Source organism: Actinoplanes sp. NPDC051859, from assembly GCF_044452725.1.
Classification (GTDB): domain Bacteria; phylum Actinomycetota; class Actinomycetes; order Mycobacteriales; family Micromonosporaceae; genus Actinoplanes.
The window spans coordinates 72,513-98,678 of sequence record NZ_JBITBX010000016.1; the positions used below are offsets into that span (position 1 = coordinate 72,513).

General features: G+C 67.3%; 25 protein-coding genes. 15 read left to right on the top strand and 10 right to left on the bottom strand.

Going from position 1 to position 26,166, the window contains the following annotated elements; translation table 11 throughout:
- Positions 1-70: 70 nt before the first annotated feature.
- The 4 genes from ACIA1L_RS29780 to ACIA1L_RS29795 are packed head-to-tail and all read left to right on the top strand — an operon-like array spanning position 71 to position 3,724.
- Complete coding sequence (locus ACIA1L_RS29780) at positions 71-847, top strand: hypothetical protein (RefSeq protein WP_396076329.1); 777 nt, start codon at positions 71-73, stop codon at positions 845-847.
- On the top strand, positions 844-1,866 hold the full coding sequence (locus tag ACIA1L_RS29785) for a hemin ABC transporter substrate-binding protein (protein ID WP_396076330.1): 1,023 nt from the start codon (positions 844-846) through the stop codon (positions 1,864-1,866). The genes ACIA1L_RS29780 and ACIA1L_RS29785 overlap by 4 nt, the downstream gene beginning before the upstream one ends.
- Complete coding sequence (locus ACIA1L_RS29790) at positions 1,857-2,969, top strand: FecCD family ABC transporter permease (RefSeq protein WP_396076331.1); 1,113 nt, start codon at positions 1,857-1,859, stop codon at positions 2,967-2,969. The genes ACIA1L_RS29785 and ACIA1L_RS29790 overlap by 10 nt, the downstream gene beginning before the upstream one ends.
- The gene (locus ACIA1L_RS29795; RefSeq protein ID WP_396076332.1) at positions 2,966-3,724 is read left to right on the top strand and encodes a heme ABC transporter ATP-binding protein; all 759 of its coding nucleotides are present in this window, start codon (positions 2,966-2,968) and stop codon (positions 3,722-3,724) included. The genes ACIA1L_RS29790 and ACIA1L_RS29795 overlap by 4 nt, the downstream gene beginning before the upstream one ends.
- 100 nt (positions 3,725-3,824) lie before the next feature.
- On the opposite strand, the gene cyaB is transcribed toward ACIA1L_RS29795, so the two are convergent.
- The 3 genes from cyaB to ACIA1L_RS29810 are packed head-to-tail and all read right to left on the bottom strand — an operon-like array spanning position 3,825 to position 7,683.
- Positions 3,825-4,391: a class IV adenylate cyclase gene (cyaB, locus tag ACIA1L_RS29800; protein WP_396076333.1), complete on the bottom strand. Its 567-nt coding sequence runs from the start codon at positions 4,389-4,391 to the stop codon at positions 3,825-3,827.
- Positions 4,392-4,439: 48 nt separating this feature from the next.
- Positions 4,440-5,537, bottom strand: coding sequence for an aldo/keto reductase (locus ACIA1L_RS29805; protein ID WP_396076334.1), 1,098 nt, complete (start codon positions 5,535-5,537; stop codon positions 4,440-4,442).
- 4 nt (positions 5,538-5,541) lie between these two features.
- Positions 5,542-7,683 carry a B12-binding domain-containing radical SAM protein gene (locus ACIA1L_RS29810; RefSeq protein ID WP_396076335.1) on the bottom strand — a complete coding sequence of 714 codons (2,142 nt, stop codon included), beginning with the start codon at positions 7,681-7,683 and terminating at the stop codon, positions 5,542-5,544.
- A 914-nt stretch (positions 7,684-8,597) separates the two neighbouring features.
- Here ACIA1L_RS29810 and ACIA1L_RS29815 point away from each other — a divergent pair.
- Both ACIA1L_RS29815 and ACIA1L_RS29820 read left to right on the top strand, forming a co-directional pair.
- Positions 8,598-9,866, top strand: coding sequence for a helix-turn-helix domain-containing protein (locus tag ACIA1L_RS29815; RefSeq protein ID WP_396076336.1), 1,269 nt, complete (start codon positions 8,598-8,600; stop codon positions 9,864-9,866).
- Between the two features lie 20 nt (positions 9,867-9,886).
- Positions 9,887-10,441: a GNAT family N-acetyltransferase gene (locus tag ACIA1L_RS29820; protein WP_396076337.1), complete on the top strand. Its 555-nt coding sequence runs from the start codon at positions 9,887-9,889 to the stop codon at positions 10,439-10,441.
- 553 nt (positions 10,442-10,994) lie between these two features.
- On the opposite strand, the gene ACIA1L_RS29825 is transcribed toward ACIA1L_RS29820, so the two are convergent.
- From ACIA1L_RS29825 to ACIA1L_RS29835, 3 genes are all read right to left on the bottom strand, one after another.
- Positions 10,995-11,468 carry a pentapeptide repeat-containing protein gene (locus tag ACIA1L_RS29825; RefSeq protein WP_396076338.1) on the bottom strand — a complete coding sequence of 158 codons (474 nt, stop codon included), beginning with the start codon at positions 11,466-11,468 and terminating at the stop codon, positions 10,995-10,997.
- A 95-nt stretch (positions 11,469-11,563) separates the two neighbouring features.
- A protein-coding gene (locus ACIA1L_RS29830; protein ID WP_396076363.1) for an IS5 family transposase occupies positions 11,564-12,366 on the bottom strand; the annotation gives its coding sequence in 2 pieces (ribosomal slippage) (positions 11,564-12,051 and positions 12,051-12,366; 804 coding nt in all).
- A 111-nt stretch (positions 12,367-12,477) separates the two neighbouring features.
- Positions 12,478-12,810, bottom strand: a complete 333-nt coding sequence (locus tag ACIA1L_RS29835) for a hypothetical protein (RefSeq protein ID WP_396076339.1) — start codon at positions 12,808-12,810, stop codon at positions 12,478-12,480.
- Between the two features lie 100 nt (positions 12,811-12,910).
- Between ACIA1L_RS29835 and ACIA1L_RS29840 the strand changes: the two genes are divergently transcribed.
- Positions 12,911-13,771, top strand: a complete 861-nt coding sequence (locus ACIA1L_RS29840; RefSeq protein ID WP_396076340.1) for a PaaX family transcriptional regulator C-terminal domain-containing protein — start codon at positions 12,911-12,913, stop codon at positions 13,769-13,771.
- On the opposite strand, the gene ACIA1L_RS29845 is transcribed toward ACIA1L_RS29840, so the two are convergent.
- Positions 13,758-14,171 (bottom strand): RidA family protein, encoded by a 414-nt coding sequence (locus tag ACIA1L_RS29845; RefSeq protein WP_396076341.1) that lies wholly within the window; start codon positions 14,169-14,171, stop codon positions 13,758-13,760. The genes ACIA1L_RS29840 and ACIA1L_RS29845 overlap by 14 nt on opposite strands.
- A 93-nt stretch (positions 14,172-14,264) precedes the next feature.
- Here ACIA1L_RS29845 and ACIA1L_RS29850 point away from each other — a divergent pair, with 93 nt between their 5' ends.
- The 6 genes from ACIA1L_RS29850 to ACIA1L_RS29875 are packed head-to-tail and all read left to right on the top strand — an operon-like array spanning position 14,265 to position 20,980.
- Positions 14,265-15,080, top strand: a complete 816-nt coding sequence (locus ACIA1L_RS29850) for a fumarylacetoacetate hydrolase family protein (protein WP_396076342.1) — start codon at positions 14,265-14,267, stop codon at positions 15,078-15,080.
- A 10-nt stretch (positions 15,081-15,090) separates the two neighbouring features.
- The gene (locus ACIA1L_RS29855) at positions 15,091-15,552 is read left to right on the top strand and encodes a cupin domain-containing protein (protein WP_396076343.1); all 462 of its coding nucleotides are present in this window, start codon (positions 15,091-15,093) and stop codon (positions 15,550-15,552) included.
- Positions 15,549-16,454, top strand: a complete 906-nt coding sequence (locus ACIA1L_RS29860; protein WP_396076344.1) for an acyl-CoA thioesterase — start codon at positions 15,549-15,551, stop codon at positions 16,452-16,454. Before ACIA1L_RS29855 ends, ACIA1L_RS29860 begins: the two co-directional genes overlap by 4 nt.
- A gap of 25 nt (positions 16,455-16,479) precedes the next feature.
- The gene (locus ACIA1L_RS29865) at positions 16,480-18,099 is read left to right on the top strand and encodes an AMP-binding protein (protein WP_396076345.1); all 1,620 of its coding nucleotides are present in this window, start codon (positions 16,480-16,482) and stop codon (positions 18,097-18,099) included.
- Complete coding sequence (locus tag ACIA1L_RS29870) at positions 18,096-20,531, top strand: bifunctional salicylyl-CoA 5-hydroxylase/oxidoreductase (protein ID WP_396076346.1); 2,436 nt, start codon at positions 18,096-18,098, stop codon at positions 20,529-20,531. The genes ACIA1L_RS29865 and ACIA1L_RS29870 overlap by 4 nt, the downstream gene beginning before the upstream one ends.
- Positions 20,532-20,536: 5 nt before the next feature.
- The gene (locus ACIA1L_RS29875; RefSeq protein ID WP_396076348.1) at positions 20,537-20,980 is read left to right on the top strand and encodes an acyl-CoA thioesterase; all 444 of its coding nucleotides are present in this window, start codon (positions 20,537-20,539) and stop codon (positions 20,978-20,980) included.
- On the opposite strand, the gene ACIA1L_RS29880 is transcribed toward ACIA1L_RS29875, so the two are convergent.
- Positions 20,970-21,620, bottom strand: a complete 651-nt coding sequence (locus ACIA1L_RS29880) for a TetR/AcrR family transcriptional regulator (RefSeq protein WP_396076349.1) — start codon at positions 21,618-21,620, stop codon at positions 20,970-20,972. The two genes, ACIA1L_RS29875 and ACIA1L_RS29880, sit on opposite strands and share 11 nt — an antisense overlap.
- Before the next feature lie 101 nt (positions 21,621-21,721).
- On the opposite strand from ACIA1L_RS29880, the gene ACIA1L_RS29885 reads away from it, so the two are divergent.
- Positions 21,722-22,756 carry a medium chain dehydrogenase/reductase family protein gene (locus tag ACIA1L_RS29885; RefSeq protein ID WP_396076350.1) on the top strand — a complete coding sequence of 345 codons (1,035 nt, stop codon included), beginning with the start codon at positions 21,722-21,724 and terminating at the stop codon, positions 22,754-22,756.
- 3 nt (positions 22,757-22,759) lie between these two features.
- Here ACIA1L_RS29885 and ACIA1L_RS29890 read toward each other — a convergent pair whose 3' ends face one another.
- Positions 22,760-24,721, bottom strand: coding sequence for a protein kinase (locus ACIA1L_RS29890; RefSeq protein ID WP_396076351.1), 1,962 nt, complete (start codon positions 24,719-24,721; stop codon positions 22,760-22,762).
- 94 nt (positions 24,722-24,815) lie between these two features.
- Here ACIA1L_RS29890 and ACIA1L_RS29895 point away from each other — a divergent pair, with 94 nt between their 5' ends.
- Positions 24,816-25,265 carry an STAS domain-containing protein gene (locus tag ACIA1L_RS29895; protein ID WP_396076352.1) on the top strand — a complete coding sequence of 150 codons (450 nt, stop codon included), beginning with the start codon at positions 24,816-24,818 and terminating at the stop codon, positions 25,263-25,265.
- On the opposite strand, the gene ACIA1L_RS29900 is transcribed toward ACIA1L_RS29895, so the two are convergent.
- Positions 25,179-26,120 (bottom strand): sigma-70 family RNA polymerase sigma factor, encoded by a 942-nt coding sequence (locus tag ACIA1L_RS29900; RefSeq protein WP_396076364.1) that lies wholly within the window; start codon positions 26,118-26,120, stop codon positions 25,179-25,181. The two genes, ACIA1L_RS29895 and ACIA1L_RS29900, sit on opposite strands and share 87 nt — an antisense overlap.
- Between the last annotated feature and the right edge of the window lie 46 nt (positions 26,121-26,166).

A 26,166-nucleotide genomic window follows, 5' to 3' on the forward strand; every position in this document is an offset into this window, starting at 1 on the left:
TTTAGGGTAGCCTTACCTAACTCAAGATCGATTGCAAGATCGTGGATGGCGCGAAATGTGGGGAGGCATCGTGCGCACCGCCGGACGAACGACCGTGGCAGCTCTCGCCCTCGCGGCTGTGACAGTGGTCGGATACAGCACACCCGCGCAGGCCGCGAAGCAACTGACCGTGTCCAAGACCGCCGGCCTCAGCCGCTCCGGAGAAACGGTGACGGTCTCCGGCACCGGCTACGACGTGACCAAGGGCATATACGTCGCCTTCTGCGTCGACAACGGCGCAGGCGCCATCCCCTCACCCTGCGGCGGCGGCGCGGACATGACCGGCGCATCCGGCGGATCCGCGTGGATCTCCTCGCATCCCCCCTCCTACGGCGAAGGCCTCGCCAAGCCGTACGGCCCGGGTGGCTCTTTCACCGCGTCCATCCAGGTCAGCCAGATGATCGGCGACGTGGACTGCGTGGTCCGCGCCTGCGCCGTGGTCACCCGCGCCGACCACACCCGCGCTGCCGATCGCTCGCAAGACAAGCGCGTACCGGTCCGGTTCGCCGCGCCGACATCAGCCGGCGGCACCCCAGTCGTCGAGCAAGCCGCCCCCGCCGCAGCAGCACCCGCTGCACAAGCCCAGAAGAAACCCGTCGGGCCGCCCACCGGCCGCCTCGCCACCGCCGCCCCGCCCGCCACCACCACAGCGGCGGCAGCAGCCACAGTGGACGATTCCGCGCTGACCCGCACCAGCACAGCCACCCCGCTCGGACACTGGTGGTCCATCGGCGGGGCGTTCCTCGCTGGCCTCCTCGGCGCCACCCTCATCGGCCGGTTCCGCCGCCGCAAGCAGGAGGAAAGATGATCCGCCGTACCGCCGCCGCGCTCGCCGCGACCCTGCTCCTCACTGCGGGCTGCACCGCGGTCAGCGAAATCGGGCCGGAAACCGCCGCCGCCGGCACGACCGGCTGCGGCACCACCACCGCCAAGCTTGCCAACGCCGACATCTCCCCGCTCGACCCGCGCCCCACCCCGAGCCTGCCGGCCACCGTCGACTCCGCGGACGGCCGCAAAGTGACCGTCACCAGCACCGACCGGATCCTCGCGGTCAACCTCTACGGCTCGCTCGGGGAGCTGGTGTTCAGCCTCGGTCTCGGCGACAAAGTCGTCGGGCGCGACACCGCCACCACGTTCCCGGCAGCGGCCAAACTGCCGCTGGTCACACCGCAGGGACACGACCTGTCCGCCGAGGCGATCCTCAAGCTCAACCCGACCGTGCTGCTCGCCGACAACAGCATCGGCCCGCCAACCGTCCTTGACCAGATCCGCAAGTCAGGGATCCCGGTGGTGCTCATCGGCGACGAGCAAACGCTTGCCGCCGTACCCGAACACATCCGCGCCGTCGCCGCCGCCCTCGGCGTGCCGGAAGCGGGCGACCGCCTCGTCAACCGGGTCCAGGGCGAGATCGACACCGCGAAGAACAGCGCCCCCAAAACCGACAAGCCAATCAAGATCGCCTTCCTGTACGTACGCGGCACCGCAAGCGTCTTCCTCCTCGGCGGCGACGGCGCCGGCTCGGACGCCATGATCGAAGCAATTGGCGCGGTCGACGCGGGCAGCTCCATCGGCATGAAAAAGTTCCGTCCGCTGACCAGCGAAGGCCTGATCACCGCCGCCCCCGACGTCATCCTCGTCATGACCGAAGGCCTGAACTCAGTCGACGGCGTCGACGGCCTGCTCAAGCTCCCCGGCGTGGCACAAACCCCCGCCGGCATCAACCGCCGCGTGGTCGACATGGATGACGGCATCCTCCTCAACTTCGGCGCCCGCACCGGCAAGGCCGTCGAAGCCCTGGCAAAGGCGGTCTACGGCCCGTGCGACTAGGAACCCCCACCGGTCCGCGCCACACCCCGCACCCGGAAGGAACCGCCGAACCTGGCCGCACCGGCACCGGTCGCGTTGCCCGCGGCGGCCTGCTCGCGGGGCTGGCCGTCACCCTGGTCGCGGCCGGCCTGCTCGCCGCCGGCAAGGGCCAGGTGCCCATCTCGCCCACCGAGGTGCTCGGCTCGGTGCTGCACCGCCTGGGCCTGGACCTCGGCCCCCTGCCCTCGGCGGTACAGGGCGAAAACGCGCTCTGGCTGGTCCGCTTCCCGCGGGTGCTCCTCGCCGTCATCGTCGGCGCCTCGCTCGGCTGCGCCGGCGCCCTCATGCAGGGCATCTTCGGCAACCCGCTGGCCGAGCCCGGCGTAGTCGGCGTCTCAGCCGGCGCGGCAGTCGGCGCCGCCGCCGCCATCGTCAGCGGCGCCACCCTGTTCGGCCCCTGGACCACAGCGGCCGCCGCATTCCTGGGCGGCATCGTCACCACCATGATTGTGTACGCCATGTCGCGCGCCAACGGCCGCACCGAAGTGGTGACCCTCGTCCTCACCGGCGTCGCCGTGAACGCCACCGCAGGCGCCCTCCTCGGCCTGCTCATGTTCCTCACCGACGACGACGGCGTCCGAGCCATCGCGTTCTGGCAGCTCGGCAGCCTCTCCCAAGCCACCTGGGCAGCGGTGGCGGTAGCCGCCCCGTGCGCGCTCGCCGGGCTGACCGTGGCCGCCGTGCTGGCCCGACGCCTGGACCTGCTGGCCCTCGGCGACCGCCCGGCCCGGCACCTCGGCGTAGACACCGAACGGTTGCGCATCACCGCAATCGTCGCCACCGCCCTCCTCACCGCGTCCGCCGTAGCGTTCACCGGCATCGTCGGCTTCGTCGGGCTGGTCGTACCCCACCTGATCCGCATGGTGGCCGGCCCGGCCCACCGCCTGCTCATCCCGGCAAGCGCCCTGGCCGGGGCGGTGGTCGTGGTGACCGGCGACCTGATCGCCCGTACCGTCATCGACTACCAGGAACTGCCGCTCGGCGTCCTGACCGCCGTGGTCGGCGGCCCCGCCTTCTTCTGGCTCCTCCGCCGCACCCGCGCCCGCTCCGGAGGTTGGGGATGAAAGCCACCGGCATCGAAGTCGACCTGGGCGGCCGCCGCGTCGTCGACGGCGTCGACCTGCACGCCACCCCGGGCGAAGTGGTCGCGTTGCTCGGCCCCAACGGCGCCGGAAAGTCCACATTGCTCGCCGCGCTGGCCGGCGACCTGCCGGCACGCGGCACGGTCGAGATTGCTGGACGGGACTTGCGGGCGTACAAACCGCTGGAACTGGCCCGGCAGCGAGCCGTCCTGCCGCAGAAAGCGGCGCTGTCCTTTCCCTTCACGGTCGGCGAAGTGGTCCGCATGGGCCGGGCGCCCTGGCTCGGCCGCCCCGAAAGCGACGAGGACGAGGAAGCGGTCGCGGAAGCGCTGCGGCTGACCGACACGACCGAATTCACCAACCGTCCGTTCACCGCACTGTCCGGCGGCGAGCAGGCCCGCGTCGCGCTAGCCCGGGTGCTGACTCAACGCACACCACTGCTGTTGCTGGACGAGCCAACCGCCGCCCTCGACCTACGCCACCAGGAACTGGTCATGACAGCCGTCGCCGACCGCGCCCGCTCCGGCACGGCCGTCATCGTCGTCCTCCACGATCTGGGACTGGCCGCCGCGTACGCCGACCGCGTCTACGTCCTGGCTGCCGGCCAGATCCGCGGCGACGGCCCCCCAACCGACGTCTTCACCGAATCCCTCCTGAGCGACACCTACCGCCACGACCTCGAAGTCCTCCACCACCCCCGAACCGGCACCCCCCTGGTCCTCCCCCGCCGTCAGTAACAAGCTCGCTGGGTGCCGCGCCGCGGTGCCTGGCAAGGCACGTGGCAGCCGCCTGACGCGAGCACCGCGGTGATCCGGTCCAGGGACAGCGTGCTGCGGCCTACCGTTCCCGGCCGAGCATCATGTGCGGGTATCCGCGGTTGATCCGCTCGCCGAGCGACACGTCGAGGCCCGCGATGAAGCGGGTCAGCTGTTCAATCGCCTCGTCAGTGTCAGCAGCTTCCCCTTTGAATTCGAACTCGACAAAGGTCCCAAAGCCGTTGATGGTGTCGATCGCGATGATGACGGGCGTGTCCCCGGTTACGAACCACTCTTCGCGGAATTTGTCGACCTTGACCATCTCGGTGAAGTCGAGGGCGTGCAGGAGTCGGCGGATGGCCTCCGGGTCGGTGACCGAGGATTCGTACTCGTCGCAGTGCGTCTTGGTCAGCGCCTCGACGGGCAGCCAACGCTTGAAGTTGACGCTTGCCCCCCCGTTGTCTTCCTCACGGATGCGCAGCCATTCCGAGATTGCCTCTGGCTCGAGGAAGTCTCGGTGAGGAGCGTTGTAGTAGGTGTCAATCTGCCGGCTCGTGGCTCGCGGTTGGGCGCCGGCCTCGGCAATGGCCTTGCGCAGTGCGTCGATGGCCGGTGCCGCAAACTTCTGCTCTACCTCGGTGTACTCCATCTCCGGGTCCTTTCGATCAGGGCGTTCCCGCATCGGCCTTCTGCTGCCTCATGCGGAGGTGAAAAGGTTTGCGTGCAGCATTGTGCGGGCTGGCTGTAGCGCCCGATGGACGATGCGGCTGCCATCGAGCGTCAAGGGGTGGAGCACCGCGTTCACAGTGGCGGCGATCTGGGCGGCGTTGCGGAAGCCGACAAGAACTGTTGTTCCCTTGTAGAGGTCACCTCGGGTCGCGTGACCGATGGCGGCGCGCAGCAGGACACTCGGGTCACCTCCTAACTGCGCCAAGGCCGCGGCTAGGCCGTTGTTGACCTCTCGAACAATATGGGGAGCAAAAGTCGGATCGGCGCTGCGATGATCGAGGGTGCTGAACCTACGCAGTCCATCCGGGTCGTGCTTGCCAAGCAGCAGTCCTTGTCCGAGGGCTTGCTTGATCAGTACTCCTATGCGGTGTTCCCGGGCGAAGGCAAAGATGTCGGCCTCTTGCGGGCCGTAGTCGTAGGAAAGCAGGTTGTGACGGACGGTGATCACGTTGGGGTGGACGGCGCTGAAGACGTGAACGAACCGCGCCGCCTGCCTCTGCGCTTTGCTGGGCGGCCCACTTGCCCACTGCTCGGCGAATTCGTGCGGCGCTCGCATCCCAATCGCGCGGATGACGCCTTCACGGCGCAGGTCAGTCAGCGTGGTCATGGCTGCGGGTAGGTATTCGTCGTGGGCGCCGAAGTCGAGGTTGTGCAGGAAGTATGCGTCCAGGTGGTCCGTGCCGAGGCGGGCGAGGCTGTCGTAGCACTGTTTGCGCAGCCAGGCAGGGTGATAGGGATGGACACCTTTGCTGGAGGTGCGGTATCCGACCTTGCTGGAGATCGAGATGCTGTCGCGGGGTACCTGGGCGATGAGCTTGCCGAGGAGTCGTTCGCTTTGCCCCATGCCGTAAACGTCGGCGGTGTCGAAGTGCCTGACGCCCAACTCGTAGGCGCGTGCCAGGCCTCCGGCTGCTGCTTCCGGGTCGACGCCGTCCCATCCGATCGGCACACCGTGGTTCGCGGCAGGGCCGCCGATGGTCCAGCATCCGGCGCTAATGACTGCTGTCACCTTGCTGAGGCCGGGCACGAAGCGTTCGCGAGTGAGCTGTCGCGTCTCTGGGCTCATGTGGTCACGTCCCGCACGGATCTGCGGCATTGATGAGTCGCCAAGTATCGGCTTCCGTCCACCTGCCTAGCTCTGCGGTGAGGCGATCTGCGTCCTTCGGCGGCAGAGTGCCGGCCACGTCCGCGATTGTTTGCGTCAAGCGGTCGCGGAGGTTCATGACCCGGTCGTCCATCGCGGCGATCAGGTCGGCGGCGAGGCCAGGGGCAGCAGGCTCTTCCGGATTTCGGAAGTCGATCAGGGTGAGCATGTCGCCAAGCACGTCATAGGCTGCGCCCTTGAGGACCGTGCGCGCGCCGCGGACACTGTGACGCGGCGTCCCGTCGAGAACTTTCTCCAACGACTTGAGGGTGTAGTCCAGGGCGAAGTTGCGATCAATCCAAAGCTGCGCGTGGTGGGACGCGACTCCAATGCGCCAGTCTGCATAGACCGCATCGACGCGTCCCATGGACGGGCGGGGCTCCCGGGTGAGGCCGGCGGTCTGCGCGGTGCGGGTGTAGGCGGCGCCGATGAGGCATTCCATCGAAACGAGCATGTACGAGATGCCCTGATGCAGCGGCCGGCCGATCGCGTGTTCGCGCACAAAGCCTTCGTCGTGCACGCCGTCCACGATCTGTTCAACGCTCAGGTGCGGCAACGGTCGCAGGAGCAGGTCACGGCGCCCCTGGAAGTCATAGGTCGCCTGTAACTCATCACGGTTCATGAGCGGGTCGAACGTGATGTATGTATAGCGGGTCGGGACACCGAGCGCCGACAAAGAGCGGATCGCCAAGGCGTTCTGTTCACCGGTCGTCTCTTTGTTGAACCGTTCCAGGACCGACGTTACACCCGATTCGACCCCGAAGAGACAACGTCGCAGCCCTGCTCGCAGCAGATCACGCCACATCTGAGCGCGGCGCACATGCCAGGCACGATCCTTGGCTGGCCACACCACCTGATCGATGCGGCAGCTCGTCTCCCAGCGGAACCCCGCGTGGTGGACGGTCTGTGCCACCGCTATCGCTCGGTCCGCTGCACCGTCGTCGCGACCGATGAATTCCTCATCCACCAAGTACAGGGTCCGTGACACCTCGGGGTGCTGGTCGAACACCTCCCGCATCGCCGAAAGGATCCAGGGAAGCTGCTCCGGGGTGGAGCCGGACCAAACACCCTTGTGACCGCGCGGACAGAACGAGCAGTAGTTCGTGCACCCGCGCGAGGTCTCTAGCTGGGCCACGCCCCGGTGCCGAAACGTCGCGTCCAAGAGGTCCAGCTCAGGGAAGATCTCGGTCTGCCTACGGTTGCCCACTGCGGCTGTACGACGGAAGGTGCCGATCGTGAGGCCACCGCCACTTGCCGCACCGTGGTACCCAATGCCGCGCACCTCCGGCAGGCTCAGATCTCCGTGCCAGTGCGCGATCACGTCCTGGACAGTGGCCTCACCAGCACCGCGTGCGATCAACAAGTCCGGATACTTCTTGACCAGCAGACGCTCATTACGAGCGGTGAGGCTTCCACCTGCGAGCAGCGTCGGGGGGCGGTCCAACCCGCCGAGGTGATCGAGTACTTGGATCATCAGATCGTGTTGCCCGAAGGTGGCGGACACACCGACGATGTCGGGCTGCCACGCCTCCACCTCAGCGAACACGTCGGGCAGGGAAACGCCGAGCTGCATATCCATCAGACGTACTTGACCAATCAAGGTGGACCGTGCCGCCCGCGCCAGGTCGGAGATCGCCAGGGGGAACCTTGGAAGGGGAAAGTGCTCCGGGTGGTAGAGCGCGACGAGCAGAACCCGAGGCCGCAGCAGACGATAGGCCGCCTCTTCCGAGACTGTGGCAGGCGAGGACCACGAACACGGATCGTGCACGGCAATGTTTTCGGAGCTCCACGTGGGCCAGTCCAGTGTTTGGAGCTCCTGCCCGGAAAGATCGGTGACGCGCCAGCGGCTGACCACAGGGTCCTCCTCCGCCAGGAGGAGTCGTCGTTCAAGCGTGCCGGACAACGAAAATCGATGCGGCATGAAGGTCGAGAGACGGCGCGACAACTCGGCAGGATCAATGATGGATAAATCGCCAGGTGAAAGCTCCGAAGCTTCTCCGGCTGGGCATGTCAGGCCGATGGCGGCGGAGACCCGGTCTTGCGTCGTTCGAGGGACAGCAGCAAACATTTTTCCTCCTGCGCGGACGCAGCACACGGCCAGCGCCAATAAGGGCTGGCGCTGCTAAAAATTAGCTGTGGTCAGGAGATTGTTCGTTTATGGACGGTCGCGGACGACAAGGCTCCCGCCCTCATCTGCAAATTCCGCTGTTGCCATATGGTTCCGTGGCGATCCAGGGTGCCGGGCGTGAACCGAACGGTCGCTTCCCACCACAGTTCGCCGCGGTACTCAATCGGATCGTGGACTGCGAGGACCCGCACAAGAACAGGCCCAAGGCCATAAAGGTAATCCTCATCGGCGAGGGCATATATGGCACCAATTGCCGGCGGACCCTGGACGCATCTTGACACGGCTCAGATCCGACTGATTGAGTCGCGAACCCATTCCAGATCCGCGATGCTGAGATCGGGCGCGTCGTCGAGAATCTTCCGGACGTTGTCTTCCCACTGAACTTGGACGCCGTCCGGATATTTAACCTCTGCTCGCCCTACATACCTTTTGGGAGCGTCCGCGGGAAGCTCAGCCCAGGGTATCCGGCGGGGCAGCGCGGGGACGCGAGACACCATGAACCTCTCCCTCTAGTGACTGGCTCATGTGGTATGTCGGGTCAGGACAGGTAAGGATCGCGCCGCAGGTTGGGCACCACCGAGCCTTGAACTTGAAGCTGAGCAGACCAGCAAGGAAGCCGACCGCCAAGCCTGCTGATATCGCAATCACCTGAACCACAGCGTGACCTCCTCGCTGGCAATCGGCGCAGAACATGATCGGATGTGCTTCCGGCAGGTTGGGCACCTGTTGGACCTTGATGGACTGCCTCCAACCCGCCGACCCAGTCTCGCGTTCATGCTTTGCGAGATCTAGGTGTTGCCAGTTGCCACCGGTTGCCTTGACAACACCGTCAGCAAAGTCGGGAGGATGGAGGTGTGGACGAGTTGGAGAGCTTCGGCGCAGCGCTACGCCGCCTGCGCAAGGATCATGGTTGGTCACTACGTGAGCTGGCTGCGAAAACGCACATCAACTACGGCCACCTCAGCAGGATCGAGAACGGCCAGCGTCCTTCTACCGTTGAGCTGGCGGCCGCTGTTGACGTCGCTCTGAGCGCGAAGGGTGCACTTGTTGCCATCGCTCGTCTCGAACGCTCAGCTCGCGTCAAGAACGCGGTACCGTTTGATCCCATGAGACGACGCAGTCTTCTAAAGCTGGGCGTCGCCGTACCAGCCTCCACTATGGTGCCTGACGCTTCCGCTCATCAGCGACCCATGGGAAAGATCGGCGTCGCCGACACGATGGAACTCGAAAAGATTGCAGTTTGGCTCTACGGACTCGATTATCAGCACGGTGGCGCGACTTTGTGGCAGTCGGCTGCGACATCCGTTGCTGCGGGCTACTCGATGTTGGAGCACGGCACGTATGGCGAGGTCATTGAGCAACGACTTCTCCATGCCACGGGCCGCATCCAGATGTGCGCCGGTTGGCTTGCCTTCGACTCCGGCCATCAGACTGTTGCCCGCTCTTGCTATACGGAAGCACTCGCACTGGCTCGCCAAGCCAATGACGCCGAGGTGGAAGCGCACGCGTTGGCCAATCTAGCGTTTCAGAGCAACGTCTTAGGAAAGCTGCGGGAAGCCGCGCGCTTTACTGAGGGCGCGATACGTGCCGCCTCAGGCGCGCAGGAGCAGGCGCGACTCGGCACCATTCCGCAGTTGCGGCGCGCGATGACGTCAGCGCTAAACAAGGATCGATCCAGTTACGAGCGGGCGATAAAAGAAGCTCGTACAATCCTAGACCGCGATCACGATAGACCGACGAAGGAATGGTACGCCTTCCTCAGTCCTGCCGAATTAGACGGGGTCGAGGCTACCTGCCTGATAGAGCTGAATGCTCCTAAGCGCGCGGAACGCCTTCTCGTTCAGGCCATCGACAGCCACGGTGGTCGCTATGCTCGCAATCTTGCACTCTATCGAGTGCGTCTTGCGCGTGCGCGCCTTGACTTGAAGGAGCCGGATGGGGCCGCTCGAGCGGCGAGCGACGCGCTGAGTGACCTCACCGGCAAAGTGGCTAGCTGGCGGGTTTCCTGCGAATTGGACGCCGTCACCGAAAGGCTGGCAGGGCATGCTCAAATGCCATGTGTCGCCGAGTTCTTAGAGCGCTACTCGGCGCACTGTCGAATCCCCTCTTCTCCTCCTCGCTGATATCAAGAAAGGTTCCCAAATTGACTGCCGAACGCCCCGACCTGAAGATCGAAAAATTTATTTCAGTCGAATCTTCAGCTCGACTAGAGGATTTGATCAAGATTTATGTCGAGGTCTACTCAGATCAACTTGACGACCCCTTCTTCTCGGCGCCTCGCTACCGAGAGCGACTAGAGGGGTACTCCTCCAGAAGCGGGTTTTCTGTCGCGTTGGGATACGTCGACAGCAATATAATCGGCTACGCACTTGGCTACACCCTTCCGGCAGGAAGCGGTTGGTGGAGCGGCTTGCGTTCGAGAGTCCCGTCGGACATAACCGCCGAAAACGGCAATCGAACGTTCGCGCTGAATGAAATCATGGTTCTTGAACAATGGCGTCGCCGCCACTACGCCCGCGAGCTACACGACGCTCTACTGGCCGACAGATCCGAAGAACGCGCCACGCTGCTCGTACTTCCAGGCAACACACCTGCATGCAAGGCGTACAAAGCATGGAATTGGCACAAGCTCGGCGAATTGAAACCGTTCAACGATTCGCCCGTCTACGACGCAATGATACGACCCTTGAAGGGTTAGCCAAGTCGGCATCGACCTGACGAGCAGTCGGCCTTATCGTCGGATACAACTGCAAGCTTGCTTTCTGCCATCCTTACGGATGACACGTCGGCCAGTGTTGGGGATCCGCTACACGGCAAATGAACGACGACATCTCCTAATTCCGCTCTCCCTGTCTTCTACTGCATGAACTGGAAGGACTCATCCGTGGAATCCGGGCAGATTTTCCGGCAGGCACGGATCGATGGCGTTGCCAGGCTCTTCCCCGGCGCGCCAAAAAGCTCCTACGTGACGCCCTGGGAAGACACTCCACAGTGGGAGCGCAGCAGCGCCGCTGCTGTCTGCGACCAAGTCCGCGACTTCATCCTTGCCAGCGATGGGGCAACGCGCAGGCTGAGTCGCGCCCAGCGTGGCCGTTTCGTGGCGCTGTGTTGTATAGCGCAGATCTCAAGCACATTCCGGATCCTCGGCCGGCGTACGTCGCGGATTGGGAGGACCTGCCCACCTGGCAGCAGGAGACGGACGCGGACATATTCGATCGCATTGAGGAAGTAGTGCGTCCGGGCTGAGGGCGCTACGCGCAGGGTTCGCCTGTTGTCGCGTCCGCCTTGGGAAGCTCGACATGCGGGGGGTACACGGTGGCGTTGTCGGTCACCGCGCAGTTGAGGATTGCGCCCTTCAGTGTCGCCGTGCTCAGGTCGACACCTCGGAGGTCCGCACGGCTGAGGTCGGCGTCGGTCAGATCTGTGCCACTGAGGTTCGCTCCGCGCAGGTTTGCGCCTTGCAGATCAACGCTCGTCATAGTGGCTTTGAGGTAGGCGCCGGACAGGTTGGCGCCGGTCAGGATCGCACGATGCAGGTAGGCGGCGTGCAGGTCTGTGTGGGACAGGTCAGCGTCGTGCAGGTCGGCCTCGTACAGGTCGGCGCTGAGGAAGATCGCCCCACTCAGCTTGGCCGCCGGTAGGTTCGCCCGTTCGAAGTTGGTCAGCGACAGGTCGAGGTGCCCATCGCCGTCGTGCCCGGGATCGCGTCGGGCTAGCACGGTCATTGCGGTCTGGATGTCGGCAGACGGCCGGGTCGGAAGCAACGCGCCGGGCTCGTCCGACGCCGGGGCGTGTACGCGAATGAACGCGCTAAGAGCTGCTAACACGATCTCTGCTGGCGGGATTTGATCAGGCGTCGCCAGCAGATGAGGGCGCAGGCGAGGCTGACCAGGCTGTCGTGGATGTCGAGGCGTCGTTCCCAGCGGATGGCGAGGCGGCGGAACTGGTGTAGCAGCGCGATGGCCTGTTCCACGACGTAGCGCAGCTTGCCGAGGCCTTTGATCCGGGTGGTCTTGCGGCGCGGAATGATCGGGTGGGTGCCGCGTTCGCGGCACGCTTGGCGGAAGGCGTTGCTGTCGTAGCCTTTGTCGGCGAGCAGGACGTCGAAGCGGTGGCGGGGCCGGCCGAGGCGTCCGGCGATCGGTGGGTAGCCGTCGAGTAGGTCGATCGCGCGGCTGATGTCAGGCACGTTCGCGCCGGAGGTCAGTACGTAGATCGGGGTGCCGTTGCCATCACAGATCAGGTGGTGCTTGGAACCCGGTTTACCGCGGTTGACCGGCGACGGGCCTGTCCCGGGACCCCCTTTTTCGCGTCGATGTGGCTGCCGTCGATCACTGCTCGCGACCAGTCGATCTCGTTGGCCGCGTTCAACTGCGCCAACAGGATCCGGTGCAACTCGTCGAACACACCGGCGTCGGTCCACCGTTTGATCCGCCGCCAGCACGTCATGCCCGACCCGAAGCCGAGTTCCTGCGGCAGGTCTTCCCAGCCGATCCCGGTATGCAGCACATACAAGATCCCTTGCAGGCACTGCCGATCCGGGACCGGCCGCGGACCAGGCGCCCTCGCCGGCCAGGACGGTAGCAACGGCTCGAGTAGCTCCCACAACTGATCATCGACGATCCACGGCTTGCTCACACCCAGCCGAACGAGACCGATCTTCACATCGACGCGCTGATCAACATCGATTCAGCAGATCGTGTTAGCAGCTCTAAGGATGTCGACGACTGCCGCCTAATCGGCCGCCGAGTCACGCATGATTCGTTGCAGGGCGTAGATCGCGCCCAGGCGTACATCGATTTTCTGGCGGCCCGGTTGGCCGAGTTGCTCCACGGCCTTCGTAAACCGGTCGGTGATCTGTCCTTGCAGGGCGAGCGCCTGCTGTTCCCGGTTGTAGTTGTTGGTGATGACCAGGCCGGCCGCCACTGCCAGCACCGACAGGAGCCCGGCGATCGCCGTGACCCGTTGCCATTTATCGGGCTTCGCTTCCGCCGGGCCGGCTGTGGAGCAGACATGAGCTTCCGCCGGGCCGGCGGCGGAGCTGACGTAAGCTGCGGAGTTCGACATGGCCCCATTTGACCCGATTACGCCCCTCAGTTCCGCCGCGAAACACCCCAGCCGGCTGGAACAACCGGAAGGCTTTCGGGCCGGGCTCTATCGTGTCCACGTGACGACGGCTACGGGTACGGGTGAAGAAGCGGAGCCGAGGTCCGCCCAGCCCCGAGCCTTGATCGTCACCACCTACGGCCTGTACGCCCGGGACGTCGGCGGCTGGATCAGCGTCTCCGCCCTGATCCAGCTCATGGACCGGCTGAAGGTCGACGCCCCGTCCGTACGCTCGGCCATCTCCCGCCTGAAACGCCGCGGCCTGCTGGAAGCGCGCAAGGTGCACGGCTCGGCCGGTTACAGCCTTTCCGAGCAGGCCAGGGGCATTCTCGACGAGGGCGACCAGCGCATTTTCGGCCGAGAACGTGCCGAACTGGCCGACGGCTGGCTGCTCGCCGTCTTCAGCGTCCCGGAGTCCCAGCGCCAGCAGCGGCATGTGCTGCGTTCACGGTTGAGCTGGCTGGGCTTCGGCACGGTGGCCTCGGGCGTCTGGATCGCGCCGAGGCACCTGCGCCAGGAGACGCGGGAGGTGTTGGAACGTTACGAGCTGTCCGGGTTCGTGGATCTGTTCGACGCCGACTATCTGGCGTTCGGGGACGTGGCCGAGCTGGTGGGCCGCTGGTGGGACCTGGACAGCTTGCAGCGGCTGTACGGCGAGTTCGTGGAAACATTCGCCCCGGTGGCGAACAACTGGGCGGGCGACGACGCCCAGGCGTTCGACGATTATGTGCGGGCGTTGACCGCGTGGCGGCGGCTGCCGTTCTTGGATCCGGGGCTGCCGCCTGAGCTGCTGCCCCGCGACTGGAACGGAGTGCGTGCCGCCACCCTCTTCCACGGGCTGCGGGAACGACTGACCGAGCCCGCACACCGATTCGCAAACTCAGTGATCGGCGACGTGATGGGCGACGTCAGGGCCGGATGATCCGCTCTTCGGGGATGACGGCGACGCCGAGGATCTCGATGAGCGCCTCGGGCTGCCAGAGCGCGGTGCAACCGATGCCTGCCATCGCCGGGTAGACCGGTCCGGCCAGCTCGCGCCACGCCTTGCCGATCTCTTTGCCGTGCGCCTGGTAGTCCGGGATGTCGGTCAGGTAGATGGTGATGCTGACCAGGTCTTCCGGTTGTCCGCCCGCGGCGCGCAGGGTGGTGAGAACGTTGCTGAAGGCCTGCCGAAACTGCGCGACGATGCCGCCTTCGACGATCTGCATGTCCTGGTCCAGGGCGGTCTGCCCGCCGAGGTACAGCGTGTTGCCGGCCAACGTGCCGTGTGAGTAGCCGCTGGGGGCTGGCAGGGCAGGTGGGTTGACAGGAATCGGGGTCATCGGGCCTCCGTCAGGTCTAGAGTATTGACTTTAGCTGACGGGCGTGAAAAAAACTGCATACCGCACACGGGCGTACGGCCGAGGGAGCGACGGATGAGGTTCGCGACGGTGACCGGGGCCGACGGCCGCAGCACCGCGGCTGCCGACCCGGGCGACGGGTGGCGCCGGCTGCCCGCCCCACACCTGTCCGCCTACCTGGCGGAATTTCCCGCGGCGTCGGCGCAAAATGTTCTCGGCGAGCGGATCGAGCCCACCGCGCTGACGCTGCCGCTGCCCGAGCCGCGCAAGGTGGTCTGCTGCGGCCTGAACTATGCCGACCACATCCTGGAAATGGGCCGGGAGCTGCCCGCCCATCCCACGCTCTTCGCCAAGTACGCGGACACGCTGATCGGCCCCACCGACGACATCACCCTGCCTCCCGGGCTGAACGTGGACTGGGAGGCCGAGCTGGCCGTCGTCGTCGGCACCGAGATCCGGGGCGCTGACCGGGATGAGGCCGCGGCGGCGATCTTCGGCTACACGGTCGCCAACGACGTGTCGGTCCGCGACTGGCAGAAGCGCACTTTGCAGTGGTTCCAGGGCAAGGCCTGGGACCACAGCACGCCGATCGGCCCGATCGTCGTCACGCCCGACGAGCTTGATCCGGTCGCCGGCGTCGAGGTGGTGTGCCGGGTGGACGGTGTCGAACGGCAGCGCGGCACCACCAGCCAACTCGTCTTCGATGCTGCGGCGCTGGTCGCGTACGTATCGACGTTCACCCGCTTGCGCCCCGGTGACCTGGTCTTGACCGGAACGCCCAGCGGGGTGGGAATGGGAATGACGCCCCCGGTTTTCCTCACCGACGGCGCCGTCCTGGAAACCGAGATCACCGGTCTCGGCGTCCTCCGCAACCGCGTCGTCTTCCGCTAGGAGCCGCACCATGCAACTCCCTGACAATTCGATGTACGCCACCGAGAGTGGCCTGGTCATCCCGGTCGTCACCCGCGGCGGGCTGGAATCCGGCAAGACCGGGCAGTCGGCGGGCGCCTCCCGGATCGCCGGAGTGAGCCCGCAGCACACGCCGGCCCAGCGGCTCTGGTTCGGCAAGGTCAGCAACGAGCCGGGTTTCCGCTCGGTCCCGCATCACCACGGTGAGGCCGAGACCGGCGGCTACGTGCTGTCCGGCCGGGCCCGGATCTACTTCGGTGAGAAGTTCGAGGACTACATCGACATGGCCGAGGGCGACTGGGTGTTCGTGCCGCCGTGGATGCCGCACGTCGAGTGCAACCTGGACCGCAACAACCCGCTGACCTGGATGACCACCCGCACCCCCGACAACATCGTGGTCAATCTCGACGACGTGCCGGACGAGAAACTGCGCGATTGGACCGAGCGCCCGTGACGACCTCCGAGATCTTCACCGCCTCCGTCACCTTGAAGGAGACCGAGGCGCAGCACTTCGACGTGGCGTTCACGGCGGTCACGCAACCCTGCCCGTGGCCCAAGGCGTACGGCGGCGACCTGGTGGCAGCAGCGGCCGCGGCGGCGATGCGGACCGTGCCCGACGGCCCGGACGGCAAGCACCTGCACTCGATGCACTCTTACTTCATGCGCCCGGCCGACATCGGCGCCGAGGTCCGCTACGAAGTGGAGCTGCTGCGCGACGGCCGCGGCTACGGCACCCGGCAGGTTCGCGCGTACCAGTCGGGCAAGCCGGTCTACGTCGCCCTCGCGTCGTTCGCCAAGGGCGAGCCGAGCGGCACTTTCGCGCAGACCGCGCCCGAGGTGCCGGGCCCGGAGACACTTCCCACCTCGGCGGAGTATTTGGCGTCGCGCGACGGCGGGACGATGACCGACGAGTCCAAGGCGTACTGGAGCGGCGGCCGCAGCTTCGACATGCGCCACATCCCCGGGCCGGTCTACCTGACCGTGGACGGCGAGCGGGCGCCGCACCAGGCGATCTGGGTCAAGCCGTACGACGCCCTGCGCCCGGTCGACGGCCTGAGCACCACCCAGCGTGACCTGGCCGCGCTGGCGTACGTCTGCGACTACACGATCCTCGAACCGGTCCTGCGCGTCCTCGACCTGCCCTGGGCCAAGCCCGGCCTGGTCACCGCGAGCCTGGACCACGCGATGTGGTTCCACCGCGTCCCCGGCGCGGGCGTCCTCGACGACTGGTTGCTCTACGCCCAGCAGGCGGGCGCCGCCGAGCACGGGCGCGGGCTGGGCCAGGGCACGTTCTTCACCCGCGACGGCGAACACCTGGCGACGGTCGTGCAGGAAGGCATGATCCGCGCGTCCTGACCCACCCCTGGAAGGGACTTCGACGATGCAGCTCTCCCCCTCCGCCCACACCGACACCTTCGCCCGCGACCACCTCCCCCCGTTCGACCAGTGGCCGCTGCTGGAATTCACCACCGATGCCGTGCAGTTTCCGGAGCGGCTCAACGCGGCCAGCGAGCTCCTCGACGCCGCGATCGCCGCGCACGGCGCCGACCGGCCGGCGATCCGCACGGACTCCGGCGAGACCTGGACCTATGGCGAGCTGCGCCGCCGCGCCAACCAAGTCGCCCAGGTGCTCACCGAGGACCTGGCCCTCGTGGCCGGCAACCGGGTGCTGCTGCGCGCGCCCAACAATCCGTGGCTGGTGGCCTGCTGGCTCGGCGTCCTGAAGGCGGGCGGCATCGCCGTCACCACGATGGCGGCGCTGCGGGCTCGTGACCTGAATCCGGTCATTGCCAAGGCCCAGCCGGTGCTCGCGCTGGTGGACCACCGCTTCACCGCCGACGTCGAAAACGTCAAGGTGGTGCCGTTCGGCGGGGCAGGCGACGACGACCTCGGCACGCGGTGCGCGGCCAAGTCCGGCGAGTTCACCGACGTCGCGACCGCGGCCGACGACGTCGCCCTGTTCGGGCCGACATCCGGCAGCACCGGCACCCCGAAGATCACCACGCATTTCCACCGGGACCTGCTGTCCATCGACGCGACTTTCGGTCAGACGGTCCTCAAGCTCACCCCCGACGACCTGGTCACGTGTACGGCGCCACTGGGCTTCACCTTCGGCCTCGGCATGCTCGTGGTGTTCCCGCTGCGCGCCGGCGCCTGCATGTTCCTGGTGGAGAGCGCGACTCCGACCCGCCTCGCGGACCTCGTCGCCGAGCACGGCATCACCGGGCTAGCCACCGCGCCTACCGCGTACAGGCAGATCTTGAAGGCCGGGAAGATCGAGCAGCTCCGCGGCCTGCGGGTCGCGGTGAGCGCGGGCGAGCACATCCCCCGAAGCGTCCGGGACGAGACCGAGGCCGCGATCGGGCTGCGGATCATCGACGGCATCGGCGCGACCGAGCTGCTGCACATCTTCATCTCGGCGGCCGGCGACGACATCCGGCCCGGGGCCACCGGCAAGGCGGTCCCCGGTTTCCGGGCGACGATCCTCGGCCCCGAGGGCGAGGAACTGCCGGCCGGCGCCGAGGGCCGACTCGGCGTCATCGGCCCGGTCGGCTGCCGCTACCTCGACGACGACCGCCAGCTCGGGTACGTCGTCAACGGCTGGAACGTCACCGGCGACACCTTCTACCGCGACGAGGACGGCTATTTCTTCTACTGCTCGCGGACCGACGACATGATCGTGTCCTCGGGCTACAACATCGGCGGGCCGGAGGTCGAGTCGGCGGTCAACAGCCACCCGGACGTCGCCGAGTCGGCGGTGGTCGCCAAGCCGGACGCCGACCGCGGCTCGATCGTGTGCGCGTTCGTCGTGCTGGTGGACGGCGTCACCGGGGACGCGGCGAAGGCCAAGGAGATCCAGGACTTCGTCAAGCAGCAGCTCGCGCCGTACAAGTACCCGCGCGAGGTGCGGTTCTGCGAGACGCTGCCCCGCAATCCGAGCGGGAAGCTGCAGCGGTATGTGCTGCGGCAGACCGTCGAGAAGGAACAGGAACCCGTATGAGGATCGCTATCGCGGGCGGCGGGCCGGGTGGTCTCTACCTGGCCGCCCTGATGAAGCAGCTCGACCCGGCCCACGAGATCACCGTCTGGGAACGCAACGCCCCGGACGACACGTTCGGCTTCGGCGTGGTCTTCTCCGACGAGACACTGGGCAGCATCGAGGGCGCCGACACCGTCATCCACGACGAGATGGCCCGCCGGTTCGCCCGCTGGACCGACATCGACATCGACGTGAACGGCCACAGCTTCACGGTCGGCGGGCAGGGCTTCGCCGCGATGAGCCGCAAGGACCTGCTACGCCTGCTGCAACAGCGGGTCGCCGACCTGGGTGTCACGGTGCACTACGAGACCGACGCCCCGGACGCCGACGAGCTGCGCGCGACCCACGACCTCGTGGTCGCCGCGGACGGGGTCAACTCGCGGATCCGCACCAAGTACGCGGACACGTTCGCCCCCGCGCTCGACCACCGCGCCAACAAATACATCTGGCTAGGCACGGATCTGGTGTTCGAGGCGTTCCAGTTCTTCGTCAAACAGACGGAGTGGGGCACCATGCAGATCCACGGCTACCCGTACTCCGCGGACGGCTCGACCTTCATCGTCGAGATGCACGAGGACGTGTGGCGCCGCGCGGGCTTCGACGCTACTGAGGGCGAGACGCTGCCACCGGGGACCTCCGATTCGCACGCGGTCGAGAAGATCAAGGAGATCTTCGCCGCCGAGCTGGCCGGGCACGACGTGCTCACCAACAATTCGAAATGGCTGAACTTCACCACCGTACGCAATCAGCACTGGCACGACCGCAACGTCGTGCTCCTCGGCGACGCCGCCCACACCGCGCACTTCTCCATCGGCTCCGGCACGAAGCTCGCCATGGAGGACGCCCTCGCCCTGGCCGCCTGCCTGCATGAACACCCGACCCTCGCGGCGGCGCTGCAGGCCTACGAGACCGAGCGCAAGCCGGTGGTCGAGTCGACGCAGCGCGCGGCGCAGGCCTCCCTCGAATGGTTCGAAAACATCGGCATGTACGCCGGCCAAGATCCCGCCCAGTTCTGTTTCAACCTGCTGACCCGGTCCCGGCGCATCACCTTCGAGAACCTCAAGGAGCGTGACTCGGAGTTCGCCCACCGCATCGAGTCGGCGTTCGCCGCGACAGCCGGTTCCACGCAGTCCGTGCCGGCCATGTTCCAGCCGGTCGACATCGGCCCGCTGCGGCTCAAGAACCGGATCATCGTGTCCCCGATGGACATGTACTCGGCCACTGACGGCGTCGCCGACGACTTCCACCTCGTGCACCTGGGCTCCAAGGCCCTCGGCGGCGCGGGCCTGGTCATGACCGAGATGGTGTGCGTCTCCCCGGAGGCCCGGATCACCCTCGGCTGCACCGGTTTGTGGAACGACGAGCAGCGCGACGCGTACCGGCGGCTGACCGACTTCGTGCACACCCGCAGCACCGCCAAGGTCGGCGTCCAGCTCGGCCACTCCGGCCGCAAGGGCTCCACCCGACTCATGTGGGACGGCATGGACCAGCCGCTGCCCGAGGGCAACTGGGAGGTCATCGGGCCGTCCGCGCTGCCGTACGCCCCGGGTTGCCACGTCCCCCGCGAGGCGACCCGCACCGACCTCGACCAGGTCAAAGCCGACTTCATCGCCGCCGCCGAGCGCGCTGTCGCCGCAGGTTTCGACCTGGTCGAGGTGCACGCCGCACACGGCTACCTCCTGTCGTCCTTCCTCTCACCGATCGCCAACAAGCGCACCGACGAGTACGGCGGCGACCTGTCCCACCGCCTGCGCTTCCCCCTCGAAGTGTTCGACGCCGTCCGCGCGGTGGTGCCCGGCCGGATCCCGGTGACCGTCCGCATCTCGGCCACCGACTGGGCTCCGGACGGCAACACCGAGCATGACGCCGTCGAGATCGCCCGCGCGTTCATCGAGCACGGCGCCGCGGCCATCGACGTGTCGTCCGGGCAGGTCACTGGCGAAGAGAAACCCGCGTACGGCCGCTCGTACCAGACCCCGTTCGCCGACCGGATCCGGCAGACCGTGGCCGCCGGGGTCAAGGTGATCGCCGTAGGTGCCATCTCCTCCTACGACGACGTGAACTCGATCCTGCTCGCGGGCCGCGCGGACCTGTGCGCGCTGGGCCGGACCCATCTCTACGATCCGCAGTGGACGTTGCACGCGGCAGCTGAGCAGGACTATCGAGGTGCAGCCGCGGCCTGGCCGATCCAGTTCCAGGCGGGCAGCCGCAGGCCACCGACCGCACGCACGGACAAGATCCCACCACGGCTCGCCCTCCTACGCCAACAGGCAGACGAAAACGTGCACCTCCGCTGGACCCCCCGAAACGACCAAGCGGTCCTTCGGAACGCCCAAGCGGTCCCTCGAAACGCCCAAGCTATCCCTCGGAACGACCGCGCGGCCGAGGCATGATCCCGATGGACGCCGCTTACACGCCGCGAGGAGAGCACCGGACCCGGGTGGCCTGGATCGACACCGACGCGGCCGGGATCTACCACAACTCCGCGGTCACCCGATACGTCGAGGCTGCGGAGGCCGAACTCATGCGGGCGCACGGGTTGCCGGGCTATTTCCCGTACGCCCCCCGGGTCCGCTACGAGGTGGAGTTCGAGGCAGCACTGCGGTTCGACCAGGAGGTCACCGCGATCGTCGAGATCGAGCGGATCGGCACGTCGTCGATGACATTCGCCTTCGAGCTCTGGCGCGAAGCGCTGCCGGACCGGCCCCGGACCCGGGCCGCCTTCGGGCGCTACGTCACCGTGCACATCCACGACGACGGCCACGGCGAGGACGGTGCCCGCAGCAAGCCCTGGCCCGCCGACTGGGTGACCAAGCTGCGTCAGCTTCCGGTCAGCAGATAGCGGCTTCGACCTCGGCCGCATAGAGCAGGCCGGGGTCGAAGCCCATGCCGGTGAAGTGCCCGGCAAGTTCCAGGCTGACCACCCCGTGCAGCCGGGTCCACAGTGTGAGCACGCGCCGCAGCGCCACCGGGGTGGCGGCGTGCTCGCCCGCCCACTGTCCGTGCGTAACCAGGTCGGTCTCCAGCGGGGTCCGCACCCCTGGGCCATCGGCGAGCTCGGCGAACGCGTCCAGCAGCACGGCCATCAGACTGCTCGCGATCGTCGTCGCCTCGGGCGGAGCCACGTAACCGGGCACCGGCGTACCGAAAATAAGCAGGTAGCGGTGCGGCGCGCCCAGCGCCCACCGACGCATGGCGCCGGCAACTTCGGACAGCCGTTTCTCCGGCGACAGGGCGGGATCCGCCGCCGCCCGGCACGTCCCGGCCAAATCCCGGTACGCGTCGAGCACCAACTCGGTGATCAGCTCGTCACGGTTGCGGAAGTAGCGGTAGAGCGCCGGCCCGCTGATGCCCATCTCCTTCGCGATGCCGTTCAGGGACAGCGCGGCCGCACCACCGGCTACCTGATCCCAGGCATGCGTCTTGATCTCGGCGCGGATCTGTTCGCGATACCGCTCCCGTGGACTGCCGCCCTGCGCCATTGCGTTCTCCCCGCCCTTGACACCTTCTCCGTGAGTGGATAATACTCTTGTTATAGGTTCTAACTTGAGCTACAAGACCTAGCTTGCAGGAGATGATGAAAATGACGCAGCGCACCGAGATCGTGCTTCCCGGCCTGGTCGAACCCGAAGGCCTCGAGGTGCACACCAGCGCGGTGCCGACCCCCGGACCCGGCCAGGCAGTCATCCGGATGGAGGCCACCGGGGTGTCCTTCGCCGAGCAGCAGATGCGCCGTGGCCGCTACTTCGACCAGCCGCCGTTCCCGTTCGTGCCCGGCTACGACCTAGTTGGCATCGTCGCCGCCGGGCCGACCGAGCTGCTCGGCCAGCGCGTCGCCGTGCTCACCAAGGTGGGCGGCTGGGCCAGCCACGTCCTCGTGAACGTCGCCGACCTGGTGCCAGTGCCGGCCGGCGTCGACCCGGTCGAGGCGTCGACGGTGGTCGTCAACGGCATCACCGCCTGGCAGATGCTGCACCGCAAGGCGCGGATCCGCGCCGGGCAGACGATCCTGGTGCACGGCGCCAACGGTGGCGTCGGCTCGACCCTGGTGCAGCTCGCCCAGATCGCCGGCGTCCGCGTCATCGGCACCGCCTCCCCGCGCCACCACGACAAGCTGCGCAGCCTCGGCGTCACCCCCATCGACTACCGCAGCGACGTGCCCACCGAGGTGCGCAAGCTGTGCCCGGGCGGCGTCGACGCCGTGTTCGACCACCTCGGCCCGGGCAGCGTGCCCCACTCCTGGCGACTGCTGGCACCCGGCGGGACCCTCGTCTCGTACGGCAGCGCCGCCAACCGCGACGACTCCGGCAACAAGCAGGTGCCCGTGCTCAAGATCCTGGGTCGAGTGTGGACGTGGAACGCGCTGCCCAACGGCAAGCGGGCCTACTTCTACAACATCTGGGCCGGTCGCGGCCTGGCGAAGCGGCGCTTCCAGGAGCGGCTGCGCACCGACCTGTCGCAGGTCCTGACCGCGATGGCCGACCACCGCATCACCGCTCAAGTAGCCGCCACGTTCCCGCTGACCAGCGCCGCAGCGGCCATGCGACTGGCCGAGTCCGGCACCGCCGCCGGCAAGGTCGTCCTCACCGGCGCGGAAACCCGCCGAGCTGTCAACTGACCGTCAGTCTCCGGTCAACGGGTAGGCCGTAACCCGACCACCGACGCTCCCGATGATCTTCTCCCGCACGACGTGCAGCCGGGTGAACGACGCCGGGGTCGGCACCGACCAGGTGGAGTAACCGGTCTTCGGCTGGATCCGGTGCAGCTCGGAGTCATACGAGGTGGCGTAGATCATCCCGACCGAGTCGATCGTCACCGCCGCGCTGGGCAGCGGCCGGTGCCATAACACGTCGCCGTCGGATACCGCGATGAGTCCGGCCCGGTCCCGGTTCCCTTTGTCGCTCTCCAGGCTGGTCAGAACCAGTCCGTCCACAGTGGCGACGACGTCCACGACGTCGATGAACTGTTCGGGACGGTCTACCCGGAAGGTCGCCAGCGTCATCTGCCAGCTCAGTGTGCCGTTAGCGGCTTTCAGGCAGCACATGATCCGCCGGCCGGGCTCATTGACGACGGCGTACAACCGCTCGCCACTCTCCCAGAGCCCGACGATCTGGCCGGTCGTGTCCAGCACGGTCGACCACCCCTCCGCCCCGGTGAAATGGTCAAGCGCCTCGACGGCGACGAACCCCGCCCGGGTCTGCCGCACCGCGAAGATCAGGCCGCTCGCCGCGAAGGCGAACGTCGACCCGTAGCTGCCAGGTGTCTGCCAGAGCACGTCGCCCTTGGCAGCGTCGAGCGCGGTCAGCAGGCCACCGCGTTCGGTCAGCATCAGCCCCCGGCTGGCAGCGAGCACGACCCCCTTCGGCGCCGCCTGCCTTCGGCCACTCACGACATCGAAGATCAGGCCGCCGCTGCCGCGGGACTCGCCGAGCACCAGGTTGTTGCCGAGGTCCCGGAGGGACTCGACTTTCGGGGCGGCGGTGCTCCAGCGCACCGCGCCGGTCACCGCGTCGACCGACCGCACGGCGCCGCCACCCAGCCCCAGGACCGCATAGCCCACCAGGATCGGGAACCGGAGGTCGTCGCGTTGCCAGGCGACCGGGCCCACCGGCGACGGGGGAGCATCGACCGGTGTCGGGGCAGGAGGCCGGTGGGTGTACCACCAGCCGGTCCCGGAGCCGGCCGCGACGACAGCTGCCGCCGCCCCGGCCGTGAGCAGCTGACGACGGGTCGGTCTCCGACGCCGCTCGATGCCGTCGACCAGCATCTCGCGGGCCTGCTCGAGGGTGGGACGCTTCGCGGGATCCTCGGCGAGCAGGCGCAGCAGCACGGGGGCGAGCGCTCCCGCCCGGTCCGGCGTCCGGATCTCATGCCGGGTGTACGCGACCAGCGACGCCAGGTACGCCTCCCGCTGGAACGGCCCGGCTCCCTGAATCGCGAAGTACAGGGTCGCGCCGAGCCCGAAAACGTCCGCGGGTGGCCCCGGCACGAGCCCTTTCGCCTGCTCGGGGGCAAGGTAGCCCGGCGTACCGAGGATCGCACCGGTCTCGGTGAGGGTTTCGGCGTCTTGCATGGTGGCTAGCCCGAAGTCGGTCAGCCAGACCGACCCGTTCTCGGCGACCAGCACGTTTGCCGGTTTGACGTCACGATGGGTGATTCCCGCGGTGTGCGCCGCGTGCAGCGCCGACACCAGTTGCAGCCCCATCTCGACCGCGCGCTCGACCGGCAGCGGGCCGTCGTTGAGCACGATCTCCTTGAGCGACCGGCCGGACACGAGCTCCATGACGATCCACGGCTGCTCGTCGTGCTGGGCGATGTCATAGACGTTGACGATGTTCGGATGCCGGAGCGCGGCGGCGGCCCGGGCTTCGCGCAGGCTGCGTTCCCGCCCTTCGGCGACCGTCCGATCCGAGCTGCCCCAGCTGTGCCGCAGTTCTTTGACCGCGACCGGGCGGCGCAGCAGCTCGTCCTGGGCGCGCCACACCACGCCCATGCCGCCGGAGCCGATCCGCTCGGTCAGCCGGTATCGCCCGCCCACGAGCACCGAGCCTGAGGCAGCGGAGGAGACGGGAGAGCTCGGCACCGACGCATGCTAGCCGACCTGCCCGAACACACGGTAGGGCCGAATTTGGGGGTCGACCGCGGTGAGTTTCGGTCCGCCGGCCGGTCTTACCCCTATGGCCGTCCCTGCGATCAACGTCGTTTTCGGCCGGGCGGTGACCCGCACCGACCTGCCCGCGCTCAGCGCCGCCCTGACCGCACGGTTGCAGGACCGGGCCGCGGGGTGGGTGGTCTGCGACGTCGCCCGGGTGCAGCGTCCGGACCTGGTGACGGTCGAGGCCCTGGCTTTGGTACGCGTCATCGCCCGGCGCCACGCTCAACAGACGCGCGTAGCGGGCGCCAGTCCGCACCTCCTCGCCCTGATCCGGCTGTTCGGCCTCGCCGACGTCCTCACCGAGGCAGACGACGAAGCCAGGCTCTCCGCCGAGGCAGACGACGAAGCCAGACTTTCAGCCGAGGCAGACGACGAGGCCAGGCTCTCAGCCGAGGTGAGCGGGGAGCCCGAACAACGGAAACAGGCGAGCGGTGTCGAGGAAGTTGTTCACCCCGGTGATCCGCCCGGCTGACGTCTCCAGCACGATCAGCGCCCACGGGTCATGCCCGGACCCGCTGGGCCGGTACTGCCCGAATGCGGGGAGCCCGTTGGCCGCCACCGGCACCAGCCGGGAGCCACGGCAGCCACTACCGGTGCCGCCCATCCACGCGGCGATGTCGGCGTGCCCGCGCAGCCACAGCGGCAGCGGCGGCATCGACAGCGTCGCGTCCTCGTGCAGCAGCGCGGTCAGCGCCTCGAGGTCGTACGCCTCGAACGCCGTCACATAGCGACCGAGGAGCTCCCGTTGCTCGTGGTCCAGCGGCTGACTCACTTCGGCACCGGTGTCAGCCGCGGCGATGGTTGCCCGGGCACGCTGCAGCGCACTGTTCACGCTCGGGACTGACGTGTCGAGCAGGTCGGCGACTTCCTGCGCCGACCAGGCCAGCACCTCGCGCAGGATCAGCACCGCCCGCTGCTTGGGCGGCAGGTGCTGCAGCGCGGCGACGAACGCGAGCCGAATCGATTCTCGGCCGGCGACCACATCCGCCGGGTCGGCGCGTTCGGGCAGGACCCGGTCGTCGGGCACCGGTCCGACCCAGATCTCTTCGGGTCGCGGCTCGCCCGGGTGCGTCGCCGAGCCGGACCCCGCCGGTCCCAGATCCATCGGGCGGATTCGCCGCTGCGCACTGTCCAGCATGGTCAGGCAGACGTTCGTTGCGATCCGGTAGAGCCAGGACCGCAGTGCGGACCGGCCTTCGAACCGGTCGAGCCCGCGCCACGCCCGCACCATCGCGTCCTGCACCGCGTCCTCGGCTTCGAAGGCCGACCCGAGCATGCGGTAGCAATATCCGGTCAGCTCCGGCCGGTACGCCTCGAGCTGCGCCATATCAGTCACCTGAGAAAAGTAGCCGACGTTTCGCGAGCGACCGATG

Bases quoted from the DNA above. Each gene is read 5' to 3' on its own strand.
- ACIA1L_RS29900 (WP_396076364.1), bottom strand. From the start codon at position 26,120: ATGGCGCAGCTCGAGGCGTACCGGCCGGAGCTGACCGGATATTGCTAC.
- ACIA1L_RS29805 (WP_396076334.1), bottom strand. From the start codon at position 5,537: ATGAGCCCAGAGACGCGACAGCTCACTCGCGAACGCTTCGTGCCCGGC.
- ACIA1L_RS29825 (WP_396076338.1), bottom strand. From the start codon at position 11,468: ATGACCGTGCTAGCCCGACGCGATCCCGGGCACGACGGCGATGGGCAC.
- ACIA1L_RS29855 (WP_396076343.1), top strand. From the start codon at position 15,091: ATGCAACTCCCTGACAATTCGATGTACGCCACCGAGAGTGGCCTGGTC.
- ACIA1L_RS29850 (WP_396076342.1), top strand. From the start codon at position 14,265: ATGAGGTTCGCGACGGTGACCGGGGCCGACGGCCGCAGCACCGCGGCT.
- ACIA1L_RS29810 (WP_396076335.1), bottom strand. From the start codon at position 7,683: ATGTTTGCTGCTGTCCCTCGAACGACGCAAGACCGGGTCTCCGCCGCC.
- ACIA1L_RS29895 (WP_396076352.1), top strand. From the start codon at position 24,816: ATGGCCGTCCCTGCGATCAACGTCGTTTTCGGCCGGGCGGTGACCCGC.
- cyaB (WP_396076333.1), bottom strand. From the start codon at position 4,391: ATGGAGTACACCGAGGTAGAGCAGAAGTTTGCGGCACCGGCCATCGAC.
- ACIA1L_RS29845 (WP_396076341.1), bottom strand. From the start codon at position 14,171: ATGACCCCGATTCCTGTCAACCCACCTGCCCTGCCAGCCCCCAGCGGC.
- ACIA1L_RS29795 (WP_396076332.1), top strand. From the start codon at position 2,966: ATGAAAGCCACCGGCATCGAAGTCGACCTGGGCGGCCGCCGCGTCGTC.
- ACIA1L_RS29875 (WP_396076348.1), top strand. From the start codon at position 20,537: ATGGACGCCGCTTACACGCCGCGAGGAGAGCACCGGACCCGGGTGGCC.
- ACIA1L_RS29880 (WP_396076349.1), bottom strand. From the start codon at position 21,620: ATGGCGCAGGGCGGCAGTCCACGGGAGCGGTATCGCGAACAGATCCGC.
- ACIA1L_RS29885 (WP_396076350.1), top strand. From the start codon at position 21,722: ATGACGCAGCGCACCGAGATCGTGCTTCCCGGCCTGGTCGAACCCGAA.
- ACIA1L_RS29835 (WP_396076339.1), bottom strand. From the start codon at position 12,810: ATGTCGAACTCCGCAGCTTACGTCAGCTCCGCCGCCGGCCCGGCGGAA.
- ACIA1L_RS29785 (WP_396076330.1), top strand. From the start codon at position 844: ATGATCCGCCGTACCGCCGCCGCGCTCGCCGCGACCCTGCTCCTCACT.
- ACIA1L_RS29865 (WP_396076345.1), top strand. From the start codon at position 16,480: ATGCAGCTCTCCCCCTCCGCCCACACCGACACCTTCGCCCGCGACCAC.
- ACIA1L_RS29870 (WP_396076346.1), top strand. From the start codon at position 18,096: ATGAGGATCGCTATCGCGGGCGGCGGGCCGGGTGGTCTCTACCTGGCC.